This window comes from Pseudomonas danubii (genome assembly GCF_042980055.1).
In the GTDB taxonomy this organism is placed as follows: domain Bacteria; phylum Pseudomonadota; class Gammaproteobacteria; order Pseudomonadales; family Pseudomonadaceae; genus Aquipseudomonas; species Aquipseudomonas danubii.
Genome location: NZ_CP116502.1, coordinates 668,767 through 682,402, shown reverse-complemented (window position 1 = coordinate 682,402; position 13,636 = coordinate 668,767). Strand labels below are relative to the sequence as shown.

Here is a 13,636-nt window from a genome sequence, read left to right as displayed (position 1 = left end):
GGAGCCGGTGGCCGGTGGGATGGGGATCAGCGCTGCAGGACCAGGATCCTGGAGAGCAGCTCGTCGCGGTCGATGTAGCAACCCTGGAAATGCCGGGCGCCGCTGGACGGGTCGAAGGCGTTGCGGGCATGCAGGGTGCGGCGGTTGTCGAAGCACCAGAGTTGTCCCGGGTCGAGGCGGCGGATGACCCGGAACCGCGTCTCTCGGGTCATGGCGATAAATCGACGGTAAGCGTGGTACAGCCTGGGCATCTGCTCCACCGAGGTGTCGAAAGGCCCGCGCAGGAAGTTGGCCATGCGGATCTCCGCCACCCGGCCCAGGGCATCCAGGGCAATGATCGGCGCCAGGCAGCGGTAGTCGCTGTGGCGGTCCTTGTTGCGAAATTCCACGGGTGTTTCACACAGCGTCAGGAAGGCCTCTGGGTCTTCACGGCGCAAGGCATCGGCGATGGCAAAGCCGTCGACGAAGATGCTTTCACCGCCCACGGCGTCATTGACCAGGCAATGCAGGAACTGCAGCCCCGGTTGCAGTTCGCGGGTGGGCAGGTCGCTGTGCAGCGGCAGGTTGAAAGCGGTGTAGGCGTTGCTGTCGGCATCGGCCTTGGATTGCACGTTGAACAGCACGCCGAAGTTGCTCTCGCGGATGAACGAGATGCGTCGGGCGATCAGCGCCAGCGAACCGGGTTCCGTGGGGGCGCCCCGGACCTGGGTCAGGCCGGTGTCGCGCAGGGCCAGCAGCCATTGCAGCAGAGCCGCAGGATCGTCCATCAGGGCCTGATACTCGAATACCGGTAGTTGCAGGCTGCTGTCCCACAACTGGCTGTGCGCCTTGTGGGCGCGGCGCTCCTCGCGGGATTGCTCGTCATAGGCATGGGCCCGCAGCCAGCCGGGATCGAAGCGGCTACGGTGGCCGTCCGCCCAGTCGAGGCACAGGCAGCCCTGGCTGTCGATGTGCGCCCCGTGGCAGCCGAGGTCCTCGGCCACATCGACGATTTCCAGCACCTGTTCACGGGTCACGCTGTAGACGCATTCCGGGCAGGGGCAGTTGTCCCGCAGCCATTGATGGTGAAAGGGGCTGAGGCGGCCATCGGCCCAGTGCACCTGGACCCGGTCCGGCAGTACCTGGACGGCGCTCAACGGGCTGATCAGCGGATAACGGCGATAGTCGGCAAGGGCGGCGATGTTCACGGCGATCTCCTTTTCGGGCTGGTTGTCATTTTTCCGTTGGCAGGCCAATTACCCGGCCGATGTAGGTGGGACGCGGCAGCTCGACCTGCTCGGCCGCCATGGTTTGCAGGCGCTGCAACACCGCTTCGTCGAACGGCGCGGAGCGGGGGCCGGCGAGGTCGACGTGGAGCAGCATCTGTTCGTTGCCGGCCAGCTCCTGGGGATCACCGACCTTGTGCAGGCTGTGATACAGGTGCAGGCGCTTGCGGTCGTGGCCGATGATCCGGGTATGGACTTCGACCTCGGTGTCGAGCTTCACCTCGTGCAGGTAGTTCAGGTGCAGTTCCAGGGTGAACAGTGAGTGGCCGCTGGCGTCGCGGTTGTCGCTGTCGAGCCCCAGGCGATCCATCAGTGCATCGGTGGCATAGCTGAAGATCAGCAGGTAGAAGGCATCACGCAGATGGCCGTTGTAGTCGACCCAGTCTTTGATGATGCGGGTGCTGTAGGTGGTCAGGGCAGGCATAGGATCACCGGATAACGGTAGGAGCCGGCTTGCCGGCGCAGGCGTCCGTTGGGTTTGCGCCTGGCTTGAGGGCCTATTCGCTGGCAAGCCAGCTCCTACAGGGGTTGGGTTAGTCGTGAAAGTGCATGCCGTGCTTGGCCTTGGTGGTTTTCACCGCCTCCAGCACCGCCAGCAGGCAGTCATCACGATAGCGCTCCAGGGCCGAAATGCTGTGGCTGCCCAGTTGCTCGGCGGTGCCCTCGACCACGTCATCGATCAGTTTGTCGGTCAACTCCGGGGCCGGCAGGTAGGTCCAGGGCAGTTGCAGCGCCGGGCCGAACTGGGCCATGAAGTGGCGCATGCCGGCGTCGCCTCCGGCCAGGGTGTAGGTGAGGAAGGTGCCCATGAACGACCAGCGCAGGCCGGCGCCAAAGCGGATCGCGTCGTCGATTTCCCCGGTGGTCGCCACCCCGTCATTGACCAGGTGCAAGGCTTCGCGCCACAGGGCTTCGAGCAAGCGATCGGCGATGAAGCCCGGCACTTCCTTGCGCACATGCAGTGGCCGCATCCCCAAGGATTCATAGACCTGGATCGCCGCCTGTATCGCCTCGGGTGCGGTGTGCTGGCCGCCCACCACTTCCACCAGCGGCAGCAGGTACACCGGGTTGAACGGGTGACCCACCACGCAGCGTTGCGGGTGGGTCGAGCCTTCGTAGAATTCGCTGGGCAGCAGGCCCGAGGTGCTGGAGCCGATCAGGGCGTCGGGCTTGGCCGCGGCGCTGATCTTGCTGTGCAGTTCCAGCTTGAGCTCCAGTCGCTCGGGAGCGCTTTCCTGGATGAAGTCGGCGTCTTTCACACACTCTTCGATGGTGCTGACAAAGCGCAGGCGCTGTGGCGAGGCGCCGGGGGCCAGGCCCTGTTGTTCCAGGGCGCCCCAGGCGTTGGCTACCCGCTGGCGCAGGGCCGCTTCAGCGCCCGGCGCCGGGTCCCAGGCCACCACGTCCAGGCCGTGGGCCAGGGCGCGGGCCACCCAGCCACTGCCGATCACACCGCTGCCCAGAGCGGCGAAGGTTTTGATGTTGGTGATAAAAGTCATCGCGTCTTCCTGAAAAAAGAATCTGTAGGCGCTGGCTTGCCAGCGAAGCGCTTGGCGGCTTTGCGCGCACCTGCGTCGGCAAGCTGGCTGCTATGGGGTCTGATGTGACGGCCTCTTCGCGAGCAAGCTCGCTCCTACACAGAGAGGTGGATTGGGGTCAGCCGCGTTGCTTGAGGCCCATTTTCTGGCGGCCCTCGGCCGGGGTCAGGACCCGGGCCCCGAGGCGGTTGAGGATCTCCGTGGCCCGCTCCACCAGTTGGCCGTTGGTGGCGAGCACGCCGCGATCCAGCCACAGGTTGTCTTCCAGGCCGACCCGCACGTTGCCCCCCAGCAGCACCGCTTGCGCGGCCATGGGCATCTGCATGCGCCCGATACCGAAGCCGGCCCAGACCGCATCCGCCGGCAGGTTGTCGACCATGGCCTTCATGGTGGTGGTGTCCGCCGGGGCGCCCCAGGGAATGCCCAGGCACAGTTGGAACAGCGGGTTGTCCAGCAGGCCTTCCTTGATCATCTGCTTGGCGAACCACAGGTGCCCGGTGTCGAAGATTTCCAGCTCGGCTTTCACCCCCAACTCCTGGATGCGTCTGGCGCCGGCCCGCAGTTGGGCCGGGGTGGACACGTAGATGGTGTCGCCATCGCCGAAGTTGAGGGTGCCGCAGTCCAGGGTGCAGATCTCCGGCAGCAGTTCCTCGACATGGGCCAGGCGGGTCAGCGGCCCGACCAGATCGGTGTTGGGCCCGAACTCCATGGGGCTTTCGCCGGCGCCGATCTCCAGATCGCCGCCCATGCCGGCGGTGAGGTTGACGATGATGTCGACGTCGGCCTCGCGAATGCGCTCCATGACTTCGCGGTACAGCGCGACATCACGGCTGAACTTGCCGCTCGCAGGGTCCCGGACGTGGCAGTGGACCACCGTGGCGCCGGCCTTGGCGGCTTCGACCGCGGCGGCGGCTATCTGCTTCGGGGTGACCGGCACATGGGGGCTCTTGGCGGTCGTGTCGCCAGCACCGGTGAGTGCGCAGGTGATGATGACGTCGTGGTTCATGGTGCGGTTCCTTACAGGCGTGTTTGCTGGGGGCATGAGGTGGCCATGCGCAGCCCGGTGCGGGCTGCGGGGCGGTAGTGGCGGTTGCTTACTTGCTGGTCAGTTGCAGGTGTTCGGCGGCCGGCTTGCCATCGAAGGTGGTCACCCCTTCAAGCCAGCGCTGCTGGTCCTGCGGGTGGTCCTTGAGCCACTGCCGGGCGGACTCCAGGGCGTCCTTGTGCTCCAGCAGCGGCTGCATCATCCGGCTCTCGTCCTCGGCGCTGAAGGTCAGGTTGGTCAGCAACCGGTGCACGTTCGGGCACTGCTCGGCATAGTTCGGCGCGGTGACGGTCCAGACCGTGGCCTGGCCCTCGTTGGGCCCCAGGGCGTTTTCACTGCCGCTGAGGTAGGTCATCTTGATGTTGACGTTCATCGGGTGCGGCGCCCAGCCGAAGAACACGATGGCTTCATTGCGTTTCACCGCCCGGGCCACCGCCGACAACATGCCGGCCTCGCTGGACTCCACCAGCTGGAACTTGCCCAGGCCGAACTGGTTCTTGGCGATCATGTCCTTGATCTGGGTATTGGCTCCCGAGCCGGGCTCGATGCCGTAGATCTTGCCCCCCAGCTCCTTCTGGAACCTGGCGATGTCGGCGAAGGTCTTCAGGCCCTTGTCGGCCAGGTAGGAGGGGACGGCCAGGGTAGCGCGGGCGTCCTTGAGGCTGGGCTCGGCCAGGACCTTGACCTGGTTGGCGTCGACGAACGGGGTGATGGTCTGGGTCATCAGCGGGTTCCAGTAGCCGAGGAACAGGTCCAGGCGCTGGTCGCGGATGCCGGCGAAGATGATCTGTTGCGAGGCGCTGGTCTGCTTGGTCTTGTAGCCGAGGCCGTCGAGCAGGACCTGGGTCATGGCGCTGGTGGCGATCACGTCGGTCCAGTTGACCACGCCCAGGCGTACGTTCTGGCAACTGGGGGCGTCGGCGGCCATGGCTCCCGACGTCAGAAAAACGCTACCACTAAGCGCAAGCACACAGCGGCTGATCAGTCGTTTCATGTGGGTTCCCTCGGCAGGTTGTTATTGTCGATCCCGGCGTCTTGGTGCGTCGGTGAGCTCAAGGTACGCAGGCGTCGCCGGCGGTAAACGCACAGCGGCGACCGACTCTTGCACTGCAGCGACCTGGCCTCTTGTGGCAGGGGGGCATTTGGCGTATCACAGGGCCCACGCTGGCCGTCACCGGAGTGCGTTGCATGTCCCAGGACTTCTACTTCCTGCTGATGCCGGGGTTCTCCGCCATCGGTTTCATTTCCGCCATCGAGCCACTGCGGGTGGCCAACCGTTTTCGTGGCGAGCTGTATCGCTGGCATGTGCTCAGCGCCGACGGCGGCGCGGTGTTGGCCAGCAACGGCATGTCGGTCAATGTTGACGCGGCCCTGGAGCCGCTGAAGAAGGGCGCAACCTTGTGGGTGGTGGCCGGCTTCGAGCCGTTGAAGTGCCTGAGTCCCGCCCTGGAACACTGGTTGCGCCGCCTGGACCTGGAGGGCGTGACCCTGGGCGGTATCGACACCGGCAGCGTGATTCTCGCGGAATCCGGGCTGCTGGAGGGGCACCGGGTGACCCTGCACTGGGAAGCCATCGAGGCCTTCAAGGAGTCTTATCCACAGTTGAGCGTGACCCAGGAGTTGTTCGAGATCGATCGTCGGCGCATCACCTGTGCCGGTGGCACCGCGTCCATCGACATGATGCTCGACCTGATCGCCCAGGCCCACGGCCCGCAACTGGCGATCCAGGTCAGCGAACAGTTCGTGCTCGGGCGCATCCGCCCGCGCAAGGATCACCAGCGCATGGAAGTCGCCAGCCGCTATGGCATCAGCAACAAGAAACTGGTGCAGGTGATCGGCGAGATGGAGCAGCACAGCGAGCCGCCCCTGAGCACCCTGGCCCTGGCGGAATCGATCAAGGTCACCCGGCGCCAGCTGGAGCGGCTGTTCCGCCTGCACTTGAACGACACCCCGAGCAACTTCTATCTGGGCCTGCGCCTGGAGAAGGCCCGGCAACTGCTGCGCCAGACCGACATGAGCGTGCTGGAGGTGAGCATCGCCTGCGGGTTTGAGTCGCCGTCCTACTTCACCCGCAGTTACCGCGCGCGTTTCGTGCACTGTCCCCGTGAAGACCGACGCCTGCTGGGGAGCGGCCAGGAGTCGGTTTGACAGGGGTTTATAGTCAATTATACTCGCGGCTATAAATTATAGTCCTGGCAATAATTGAGTATAAAACCATGTCGAAAAACACCGGTTTCGTGTTTCGTCGTCCTGCTCTGGCGCTCAATATTGCCGATGGCCTGGTGGGTTCGGGGATTCAGGATTACAGCTCGGGGCTGTTCCTGGCGGCGCCGCGGCGCACCGGGAAAAGTACCTTCCTGCGCGAGGACCTGCTGCCCGAATGCCAGAGCCGTGGCTGGCTGGCGGTTTATGTCGACCTCTGGGCCAATCGCGAAAAAGACCCCGCCGAGCTGATCGCCGCGGCCATTGCCGGGGCGCTGGTGCCTTTCGAGAAAGGCATTCGCAAACTGGCCAAGTCCCTCGGGGTGGAGAAGCTTAGCTTTCTGCGCACCCTGTCCTGGGATTTCAGCAAGTCCCAGTTGCCCGAAGGCGCGACCCTGACCCAGGCCCTGGAATTGCTCCACAGCGCCGCGGGCAAGACGGTGGTCCTGATAATCGACGAGGCCCAGCATGCCTTGAGCTCGGAGGCCGGGTTGAATGCCATGTTCGCGCTCAAGGCGGCCCGGGATCAGCTCAATCAGGGGCGGGACATGGATACCAGTGGCTTGCGCCTGGTGTTCACCGGGTCCAATCGCGACAAGCTGGCCCATCTGGTGCTCAACCGTAACCAGCCGTTCTTTGGTTCGAGCATCACCCCGTTCCCGCTGTTGGGACGGGATTTCACCAAGGCCTACACGGCCCATCTGAACGCTCATCTGGCGCCCACCAACCAGTTCAATGCCGATGATCTGGACCAGGCCTTCGAATGGGTTGGCCGGCGTCCGGAAATGCTCCGCAGCATCATCGGCCAGGTGGCCCTGGAGCTGGGGGAGGCGAGCCAGCTCAACGAGTTGTTGCGCAGCAGCGCCGAGATCCTCCGCGCCGGGGTCTGGAGCGAATTCGAAAGCGCCTGGAACGGTCTGACCCTGTCCCAGCGGGCGGTGCTGGAAGTGATGGTGGAGCGTTCGCGCAACAACCTGCCGTTCGCGCCCTTTACCGACGACACCCTGGCGGCGGTGGCCAAGGCGTTGCAGGCCATGGGCAGCGATACGCAACCGGGCACCCAGACGGTGCAAGCCTGTATCGATGCCCTGCGGGAAAAGGAGTTGGTGTGGAAGTCCAGCCGGGGCGCCTATGCCCTGGAAGACAATTCATTCGCCGACTGGCTGCAGCATTATCGGCGCCAACTGTAGCCGCTGCCGCAGGCTGCGAACGGCCCGCAGGGACGCGAGGATCTCAGGCGCGCTGGATGTTTGGCGTCAGACCGCCAAGCAAGGCCCTGCGGTCCTTGTCGCAGCCTCGCCATGGCTCGACAGCGGCTACAGGCTTCGTTGCGAACGGTGAGGGTCTCAGGCGCGCTGGATGTTTGGCGTTAGACCGCTAAGCAGGGCCTCAGGATCATTTCTTCAGCAAGGCGGCGCAGGCGGTCTTGTAGGCTTCGTGCTGGTATTTGTTGAGGCTCGCCCCCAGCTCGAAGCTGTGCTTCTTGTGCTGGGCATTGATGGTTTGCGGCGACAGCAGGGTCACTTCGCAATTATCCAGCAACTGAAACACGCCTTCGATCTTGAAGGTGGTAGGGCCGCCGGCAAATTCGCCTTTCTTGCTGCGCTTCTTGATGGCGATGCGGGTAATCCCGTGTTCGCGGACAAAGGCGTCGATCCGGGCGGCGAAGTCGCGAACGTTGCCCGCGTCATCGTCGTCTTCCAGGGCGATCTTCTTGATGGCCAGCGCCTGGTGGTGCGGTGCGCCGTCTTGCAGGGAGGCGAGGGCGAAGATGGCTTCGCTGCCCTTGATCTCGATACCGCAGATGCTCATGAGTAACCCTTTCAATCGTTGAGTGGGGCGCAGCTTACAGCTCCAGCTGGTCGGCGCGTATACCGAAGACGGCGGCAATTTTTTCCCGGGTGCTCTTGCGGGGTCGGGCCACGCTCTCTTGTTGGGCGAAGGCCGGCTGAGAGATCCCCAGCCGCTTGGCAACCTCATCCTGGGTCAGGTGCAGGTACTCGCGCCAGGCCCGGATCGGCGTGGCGCCATCGACCATGCGACTGACCACGCCATGGGGGATCAGATCAGGCTCATTCTGCTGCGCAACGTACTGCGCGTAGGGAATCACCACGAACGCAGGCTTGCCGTCCGGGCCGTGGATGATCTGGATGTCAGTAGGTGCGTTCATCACGTTTTTTGACCTCTTGAACACTGACGATATGGATAACCCCGTCCCAATCAAACAGCACGCGGTACTGGCCAACCCGCAGGCGATAGGCATAGGTGTGGCCGGACAGGGCTTTGACGTTGCCACTGGCGGGCATGTCGGCCAGCAGGGCGATCGCATCACGAACCTGGACCTGATGCTCGTGGTGCAGTCGCATCAACTGCTTGACCGCTTTTCGACTCCAGAGGATTTCGTTCATGGCGGACTATATAAGCCTTTTATAAGGATTGCGAATCCTTGCTTATATTTACTGCCCGGCCAAGCTCAGAACCTTGTCCCTTTGTTGCCCGCGCCAGCGTTACCAGGTCGTGGACTGTCCGCGCCGATCCACTTCGTACACCTTGTGCCGCAGCAGGCGTTCCTTGAGCCAGCGTTCGGCCTTGCCCATCACCCGTTGCCGGGCCCACAGCAGGTCCACGCCTACCAGCCAGTCGGTGTGGGGATAGGCCCCCAGTTGCAGTTCCACCAGCTCGCCCTTGGCCAGTTCACGCTGGATCAGTTGCCGGGGCAGGGTGGCCCAGCCCAGGCCGGCGCGGACCATTTCCAGCAGCGCCAGGTAGTTTTCCGCCTGCCACAGTTGGCTGCAGCGCAGGTACTCGCTGCTGGGCAGCTTGTCGGCGTGGGCGCTGAAGGCCAGGCGTCGATGCCCATGCAGGTCGTCGAAGGTCACGTTGTCCAGCCGGGCCAGGGGATGATCCGGGTGGCAGACGTGCAACATGATCAGCTTGCCCATCTGCTGGAACTCCAGCTCCTGGGGATAGCCCGGTTGCGAAAAGGCGATCCCCAGCACCGCATCGCCACGGGCCACCAACTCACTGGCATCTCCGGACAGCGGATGACGGATCAGCAGGTCGACATAGGGGAAGGCCTGCTCGAACTCGCGCAAGACCGGCATCAGCGGGCCGTAAGGGGTTTCGATCACGATGGACAACTGCGGCTCCAGCGCCTCCGACAGGCAGTCGGCATTGGCTTGCAGGGTCAGGCAGCGCTCCAGCACCGCCTCGGCCTGCAGCAGCATCTTCTTTCCGCTGGCGGTCAGCACCGGGCTGCGGCTGCTACGGTCGAACAGCTCCACCCCCAGGTCGGCCTCCAGGTTGGCAATGGCCACGCTGACCGTGGACTGGGTCTTGCCCAGCTTGCGGGCAGCGGCCGAGAACGAGCCGGTTTGTGCGGCCTGAACGAACATCTGCAGTTGTTCCAGTGAAAAGCGCATCGCGTCTCCCGACCCCAGGACAGGCTTGTCCAATCCATCGTTAAAAACGATGGCTGCTCATTTGTTGCATCGTATTCAAGCACAGATCATGGGCGCCGACGTTCGTACATCCTGCCGGGGCATTGCCCCCGGATGCCTGCCAGAACAACAACAAGAGCTGCACTTTCAGGAGATCTGCGACATGAACATTCCCCGGGTTCACCCAGTGGACGAGGTCCTGCCCGTTCGCCAGTTGTTCACCTTCGGCCTGCAGCATGTGCTGGTGATGTATGCCGGTGCGGTGGCAGTGCCGTTGATTCTAGGCAATGCCCTGGGCTTGACTGCGGCCCAGGTGGTTTTACTGATCAACGCCAACCTGTTGACGTCCGGCGTTGCCACCCTGATCCAGACCCTGGGCTTCTGGCGCTTCGGCGCACGCTTGCCGTTGATCCAGGGCTGCTCCTTCATTGCCCTGGCGCCGATGATCATGATCGGCAAGCAGTTCGGCCTGGCCGAGGTGTTCGGCGCGGTGATCGCCGCCGGGGTCCTGACCATTGCCATGGCTCCGCTGTTCAGCCGTCTGCTGAGGTTCTTTCCTCCGGTGGTGATCGGCAGTCTGATCACCATCATCGGCATTTCCCTGATGCCGGCGGCGGCCGTCTGGCTGGGGGGCGGCAACCCCGCCGCCGAGGATTTCGGCGCACCGGCCAACCTGTTGCTGGGGCTGGCCACGGTGGCGGTGACCCTGGTGATCTATGGCAAGTTCTCCGGCTTTATCGGCAACTTCAGTGTGCTGATCGGGCTGCTGGTGGGCAGCCTGATCGCTGCGGCCTGCGGCATGACCCACTTTGCCCAGGTGGGCGAAGCGGCCTGGTTCGAGCTGAGCCCGCCCATGGCCTTCGGGGTTCCGCAATTCTCCCTGATGCCGATCCTGATCATGACCCTGGCGATGCTGGTGATCATGGCCGAGACCACCGGCAACTGCCTGGCCATTGGCAAGCTCACCGGCAAGCCGACCACCCAGCGCACCCTGGGCGACGCCTTTCGCGCCGACGGCCTGTCCACCCTGCTCGGCGGCCTGTTCAACAGCTTCCCCTACAACGCCTTTACCCAGAACACCGGACTGATCGCGCTCTCCAAGATCAAGAGCCGCTTCGTGGTGGCGGCAGCCGGCGCGATCATGGTGCTCATGGGGTTGTTTCCCAAGCTCGGGGCGCTGGTGGCTGCGGTGCCGACCCCGGTACTGGGGGGCTGCGCCATCGTCATGTTCGGCATGACCACCGTGGCCGGCATCCAGGAGCTGTCACGGGTGAGGTTCGAGGGCACTGGCAACGGCATCATCGTCGCCGTGTCGGTCAGTGTCGGCGTGCTGCCGATGTCCTTTCCGGCGTTGTTCGCCCAGGCCCACGGCCCCCTCAAGCTGCTGCTGGAAAGCGGCATCTTCCTCGGCGCCCTCACCGCCATCGTGCTCAACCTGCTGCTCAATCCCCGCATGTCTGCGGCCCAAGAACTGGCCGCCCAGGCCGGGCTTGGTGACTGAAAACGGCTATCAGGCCCGCTTTTTTTCGGCGGGCCCCTGTCCATGAAAAGGAGGTCAAGATGACCCAGATTCTTTCCCCTATCCCTGCCGGCGTCAGCCAGCTGGACCTGCAACTGCTGCGCCAGAGCATTGAACTGGCCGAAGAGGCCAAGGCCCGCGGTCGCCACCCGTTCGCCGCCCTGGTGGCGGACCGCAACGGCAAGATCATTGCCAGTGCCGGCAACAACTCCATGCCCCCCGAAGGCGACCCGACCCAGCACGCCGAACTCGCCGCTGCCGCCAAGGCCGCAAGGCTCCTGGGCCCCGAGGAGCTGGCCCAGTGCACCCTGTACACCAGCGCCGAGCCCTGCTGCATGTGTGCCGGGGCCATCTACTGGACCGGGATTGGTCGGGTGGTCTACGCCTTGTCCGAGCATGCCTTGCTGGCACTGACCGGCGATCACCCGGAAAACCCGACCTTTTCCCTGCCATGCCGTGAAGTCTTTGCCCGGGGGCAGCGGCAGATCCCGGTGCTGGGGCCGATGCTGGAACACGAAGCGGCCCAGGCTCATGTGGGGTTCTGGAAATGAACGGCGGAGTGTCCATCCATGTGGTGGATGTCGCCAGCGGCAAGGTGGCCGCAGGCATGCAGGTTCGGGTACGCCGCCTGGGCGAGGAGTGGCTCTGCGAAGGGCAGATTGCCGACAACGGCCTGCTGGCCCCGCTGAGCGAGCTGGCGGCCCGCTTCGACCGGGGCGTCTACGAGGTGGAACTGGACGTGGCGGCGTTCTATCGCCAACAAGGCCAGGTGCTGCCCACGCAGCCCTTCCTGGATGTGCTGGTCTACCGCTTCGGCCTGGACGACCCGCGCCAGCACTACCATCTGCCGTTCAAGCTGACGGCCTGGGGTGTCTCGTGCTTTCGCGGCGGCGCCTGACGCCATGACCTGCGTAGGAGCGAGCTTGCTCGCGAAGCTTTTCCCGCCGCGACATGGGGCGGGGTCGGGCATGCTTCGCGGGCAAGCCCGCTCCTACCGGTGACGGGTCATTCCTGGGCGATGGACTCGATGAACTCCGAGCGCTCATCGCTCATCCGCGCCAGGCAATCATTGGTGGCGATGGTGTAGGCCTTGGTTCCGGGCTTGGCCGGGAAGGATTCCACCGCGCAGTCGGCGTCGCGCTGCTTCTGCCACAGCTGCTGGGCGTTCTTGACCTTGGCGCTGATGTCGGCCAGTTGCGCCTTGTCGTTGCCGTACAGGGTGCCCAGGCGTTCCAGCAGGCTTTGCACGTTGTCGCTCAGCAACTGCTCGGCGGTGGTGCGGTTGTAGGTCGCGCATTCCAGGGTCTGTACGTCGTTTTCCACGCCGTCGCAGGGCGTGCTGTCGGCCTCTTCGGCCGCCTGTACGCCGGTGGCTATCAATATCAAGGCCAGGAAGATCGGTTTCATTGCAGCACTGCCCCTCATCCAGTGAAGCTTTCGTTGAAGCGGCGAATTCTGGCGCAAGCCCCAGGCAAAGAACAGAGGGCGCCATGCCCCTACATCCGGCCCTTTGTCGGGTCTTGACGCTTTCGGCAATTCCCCTGTCGTTTTTGCACCGGGGCGCCCCGGCCCTCAAGCATATGCTGACCCCAAAGCGCCGGCAGACGATTCGGCGCAGGAATCGCCAATAAGGGGACAGCCTGATGAGCCCAGCCGAATTACACGCCGACAGCATCGTTATCGACGGGCTGATCATTGCCAAGTGGAACCGCGAGCTGTTCGAGGACATGCGCAAGGGCGGCCTGACCGCAGCCAACTGCACGGTGTCGGTTTGGGAAGGGTTTCAGGCCACGGTCAACAACATTGCCGCCAGCCAGAAACTGATCCGCGAAAACAGCGACCTGGTGATGCCGGTGCGCACCACCGCGGATATCCGCAAGGCCAAGGAAATGGGCAAGACCGGCATCCTCTTCGGCTTCCAGAATGCCCACGCTTTCGAAGACCAGATCGGCTACGTCGAGGTGTTCAAGCAGCTGGGCGTGGGCATTGTGCAGATGTGCTACAACACCCAGAACCTGGTGGGCACCGGCTGCTACGAGCGTGATGGCGGGCTCTCGGGGTTCGGCCGCGAGATCGTCGCCGAGATGAACCGCGTCGGGGTCATGTGCGACCTGTCCCACGTCGGTTCCAAGACCAGCGAGGAAGTGATCCTCGAATCCAAGAAGCCGGTCTGCTACTCCCACTGCCTGCCGTCCGGGCTCAAGGAGCACCCGCGCAACAAGTCCGACGCCGAGTTGAAATTCATCGCCGACCACGGCGGTTTCGTCGGCGTGACCATGTTCGCGCCGTTCCTGGCCAAGGGCATCGATTCGACCATCGACGATTACGCCGAAGCCATCGAATACACCATGAACATTGTCGGTGAGGATTCCATCGGCATCGGCACCGACTTCACCCAGGGCCATGGCCAGGACTTCTTCGAATACCTGACCCACGACAAGGGCTACGCCCGGCGCCTGACCAACTTCGGCAAGATCATCAACCCCCTGGGCATCCGCACCGTGGGCGAGTTCCCCAACCTCACCGAGACCCTGCTCAAGCGCGGCCACAGCGAGCGCGTGGTGCGCAAGATCATGGGCGAGAACTGGGTCAGCGTCCTGAAGGACGTCTGGGGCGAATAAGGCCAC

At 64.0% G+C, this 13,636-nt stretch carries 16 protein-coding genes; 6 read left to right on the top strand and 10 right to left on the bottom strand.

Annotated elements, in window-relative coordinates; all coding sequences use genetic code 11:
• Positions 1-26 precede the first annotated feature (26 nt).
• From PFZ56_RS03240 to PFZ56_RS03220, 5 genes are all read right to left on the bottom strand, one after another.
• A complete protein-coding gene (locus tag PFZ56_RS03240) occupies positions 27-1,187 on the bottom strand; it encodes a gamma-butyrobetaine dioxygenase (protein ID WP_170004465.1) in 1,161 nt (386 codons plus the stop codon).
• Between the two features lie 25 nt (positions 1,188-1,212).
• A complete protein-coding gene (locus PFZ56_RS03235) occupies positions 1,213-1,689 on the bottom strand; it encodes a thioesterase family protein (RefSeq protein WP_170004467.1) in 477 nt (158 codons plus the stop codon).
• Positions 1,690-1,798: 109 nt separating this feature from the next.
• Complete coding sequence (locus tag PFZ56_RS03230) at positions 1,799-2,764, bottom strand: L-carnitine dehydrogenase (protein WP_102881111.1); 966 nt, start codon at positions 2,762-2,764, stop codon at positions 1,799-1,801.
• 157 nt (positions 2,765-2,921) lie between these two features.
• On the bottom strand, positions 2,922-3,809 hold the full coding sequence (locus tag PFZ56_RS03225) for a 3-keto-5-aminohexanoate cleavage protein (RefSeq protein WP_102881110.1): 888 nt from the start codon (positions 3,807-3,809) through the stop codon (positions 2,922-2,924).
• Between the two features lie 88 nt (positions 3,810-3,897).
• Entirely contained in the window at positions 3,898-4,842 is a 945-nt protein-coding gene (locus PFZ56_RS03220) for a choline ABC transporter substrate-binding protein (RefSeq protein WP_110652401.1), read from the bottom strand.
• A 194-nt stretch (positions 4,843-5,036) separates the two neighbouring features.
• Between PFZ56_RS03220 and PFZ56_RS03215 the strand changes: the two genes are divergently transcribed.
• Both PFZ56_RS03215 and PFZ56_RS03210 read left to right on the top strand, forming a co-directional pair.
• Positions 5,037-5,996 carry a GlxA family transcriptional regulator gene (locus PFZ56_RS03215; RefSeq protein WP_102881108.1) on the top strand — a complete coding sequence of 320 codons (960 nt, stop codon included), beginning with the start codon at positions 5,037-5,039 and terminating at the stop codon, positions 5,994-5,996.
• 68 nt (positions 5,997-6,064) lie between these two features.
• Complete coding sequence (locus tag PFZ56_RS03210) at positions 6,065-7,240, top strand: AAA family ATPase (protein WP_102881107.1); 1,176 nt, start codon at positions 6,065-6,067, stop codon at positions 7,238-7,240.
• A 205-nt stretch (positions 7,241-7,445) separates the two neighbouring features.
• Here the strand turns inward: PFZ56_RS03210 and PFZ56_RS03205 are convergent, their stop codons facing one another.
• The 4 genes from PFZ56_RS03205 to PFZ56_RS03190 all read right to left on the bottom strand — a co-directional run bounded on the left by PFZ56_RS03205 (position 7,446) and on the right by PFZ56_RS03190 (position 9,472).
• Entirely contained in the window at positions 7,446-7,862 is a 417-nt protein-coding gene (locus tag PFZ56_RS03205; protein WP_102881106.1) for a DUF3010 family protein, read from the bottom strand.
• 34 nt (positions 7,863-7,896) lie between these two features.
• The gene (locus tag PFZ56_RS03200) at positions 7,897-8,220 is read right to left on the bottom strand and encodes a helix-turn-helix domain-containing protein (RefSeq protein ID WP_110652400.1); all 324 of its coding nucleotides are present in this window, start codon (positions 8,218-8,220) and stop codon (positions 7,897-7,899) included.
• The gene (locus tag PFZ56_RS03195) at positions 8,204-8,458 is read right to left on the bottom strand and encodes a type II toxin-antitoxin system RelE/ParE family toxin (RefSeq protein WP_102881104.1); all 255 of its coding nucleotides are present in this window, start codon (positions 8,456-8,458) and stop codon (positions 8,204-8,206) included. The genes PFZ56_RS03200 and PFZ56_RS03195 overlap by 17 nt, the downstream gene beginning before the upstream one ends.
• 99 nt (positions 8,459-8,557) lie before the next feature.
• A complete protein-coding gene (locus PFZ56_RS03190; RefSeq protein WP_102881103.1) occupies positions 8,558-9,472 on the bottom strand; it encodes a LysR family transcriptional regulator in 915 nt (304 codons plus the stop codon).
• A 181-nt stretch (positions 9,473-9,653) separates the two neighbouring features.
• Between PFZ56_RS03190 and PFZ56_RS03185 the strand changes: the two genes are divergently transcribed.
• Genes PFZ56_RS03185 through PFZ56_RS03175 form a run of 3 tightly spaced genes read left to right on the top strand, consistent with a single transcriptional unit; the run spans position 9,654 to position 11,907 of the window.
• Positions 9,654-10,991: a nucleobase:cation symporter-2 family protein gene (locus tag PFZ56_RS03185; protein ID WP_170004469.1), complete on the top strand. Its 1,338-nt coding sequence runs from the start codon at positions 9,654-9,656 to the stop codon at positions 10,989-10,991.
• A 59-nt stretch (positions 10,992-11,050) separates the two neighbouring features.
• Positions 11,051-11,560: a nucleoside deaminase gene (locus PFZ56_RS03180; RefSeq protein WP_102881101.1), complete on the top strand. Its 510-nt coding sequence runs from the start codon at positions 11,051-11,053 to the stop codon at positions 11,558-11,560.
• Positions 11,557-11,907 carry a hydroxyisourate hydrolase gene (locus tag PFZ56_RS03175; RefSeq protein ID WP_110594407.1) on the top strand — a complete coding sequence of 117 codons (351 nt, stop codon included), beginning with the start codon at positions 11,557-11,559 and terminating at the stop codon, positions 11,905-11,907. The genes PFZ56_RS03180 and PFZ56_RS03175 overlap by 4 nt, the downstream gene beginning before the upstream one ends.
• Positions 11,908-12,014: 107 nt before the next feature.
• Here the strand turns inward: PFZ56_RS03175 and PFZ56_RS03170 are convergent, their stop codons facing one another.
• Positions 12,015-12,416, bottom strand: a complete 402-nt coding sequence (locus tag PFZ56_RS03170; protein WP_110594409.1) for a lysozyme inhibitor LprI family protein — start codon at positions 12,414-12,416, stop codon at positions 12,015-12,017.
• A 236-nt stretch (positions 12,417-12,652) separates the two neighbouring features.
• Here PFZ56_RS03170 and PFZ56_RS03165 point away from each other — a divergent pair, with 236 nt between their 5' ends.
• Positions 12,653-13,630, top strand: coding sequence for a dipeptidase (locus tag PFZ56_RS03165; RefSeq protein WP_110594410.1), 978 nt, complete (start codon positions 12,653-12,655; stop codon positions 13,628-13,630).
• Positions 13,631-13,636: the final 6 nt, after the last annotated feature.

Bases quoted from the DNA above. Each gene is read 5' to 3' on its own strand.
- PFZ56_RS03230 (WP_102881111.1), bottom strand. From the start codon at position 2,764: ATGACTTTTATCACCAACATCAAAACCTTCGCCGCTCTGGGCAGCGGT.
- PFZ56_RS03225 (WP_102881110.1), bottom strand. From the start codon at position 3,809: ATGAACCACGACGTCATCATCACCTGCGCACTCACCGGTGCTGGCGAC.
- PFZ56_RS03220 (WP_110652401.1), bottom strand. From the start codon at position 4,842: ATGAAACGACTGATCAGCCGCTGTGTGCTTGCGCTTAGTGGTAGCGTT.
- PFZ56_RS03170 (WP_110594409.1), bottom strand. From the start codon at position 12,416: ATGAAACCGATCTTCCTGGCCTTGATATTGATAGCCACCGGCGTACAG.
- PFZ56_RS03215 (WP_102881108.1), top strand. From the start codon at position 5,037: ATGTCCCAGGACTTCTACTTCCTGCTGATGCCGGGGTTCTCCGCCATC.
- PFZ56_RS03185 (WP_170004469.1), top strand. From the start codon at position 9,654: ATGAACATTCCCCGGGTTCACCCAGTGGACGAGGTCCTGCCCGTTCGC.
- PFZ56_RS03210 (WP_102881107.1), top strand. From the start codon at position 6,065: ATGTCGAAAAACACCGGTTTCGTGTTTCGTCGTCCTGCTCTGGCGCTC.
- PFZ56_RS03180 (WP_102881101.1), top strand. From the start codon at position 11,051: ATGACCCAGATTCTTTCCCCTATCCCTGCCGGCGTCAGCCAGCTGGAC.
- PFZ56_RS03235 (WP_170004467.1), bottom strand. From the start codon at position 1,689: ATGCCTGCCCTGACCACCTACAGCACCCGCATCATCAAAGACTGGGTC.
- PFZ56_RS03165 (WP_110594410.1), top strand. From the start codon at position 12,653: ATGAGCCCAGCCGAATTACACGCCGACAGCATCGTTATCGACGGGCTG.
- PFZ56_RS03195 (WP_102881104.1), bottom strand. From the start codon at position 8,458: ATGAACGAAATCCTCTGGAGTCGAAAAGCGGTCAAGCAGTTGATGCGA.
- PFZ56_RS03200 (WP_110652400.1), bottom strand. From the start codon at position 8,220: ATGAACGCACCTACTGACATCCAGATCATCCACGGCCCGGACGGCAAG.
- PFZ56_RS03190 (WP_102881103.1), bottom strand. From the start codon at position 9,472: ATGCGCTTTTCACTGGAACAACTGCAGATGTTCGTTCAGGCCGCACAA.
- PFZ56_RS03175 (WP_110594407.1), top strand. From the start codon at position 11,557: ATGAACGGCGGAGTGTCCATCCATGTGGTGGATGTCGCCAGCGGCAAG.
- PFZ56_RS03205 (WP_102881106.1), bottom strand. From the start codon at position 7,862: ATGAGCATCTGCGGTATCGAGATCAAGGGCAGCGAAGCCATCTTCGCC.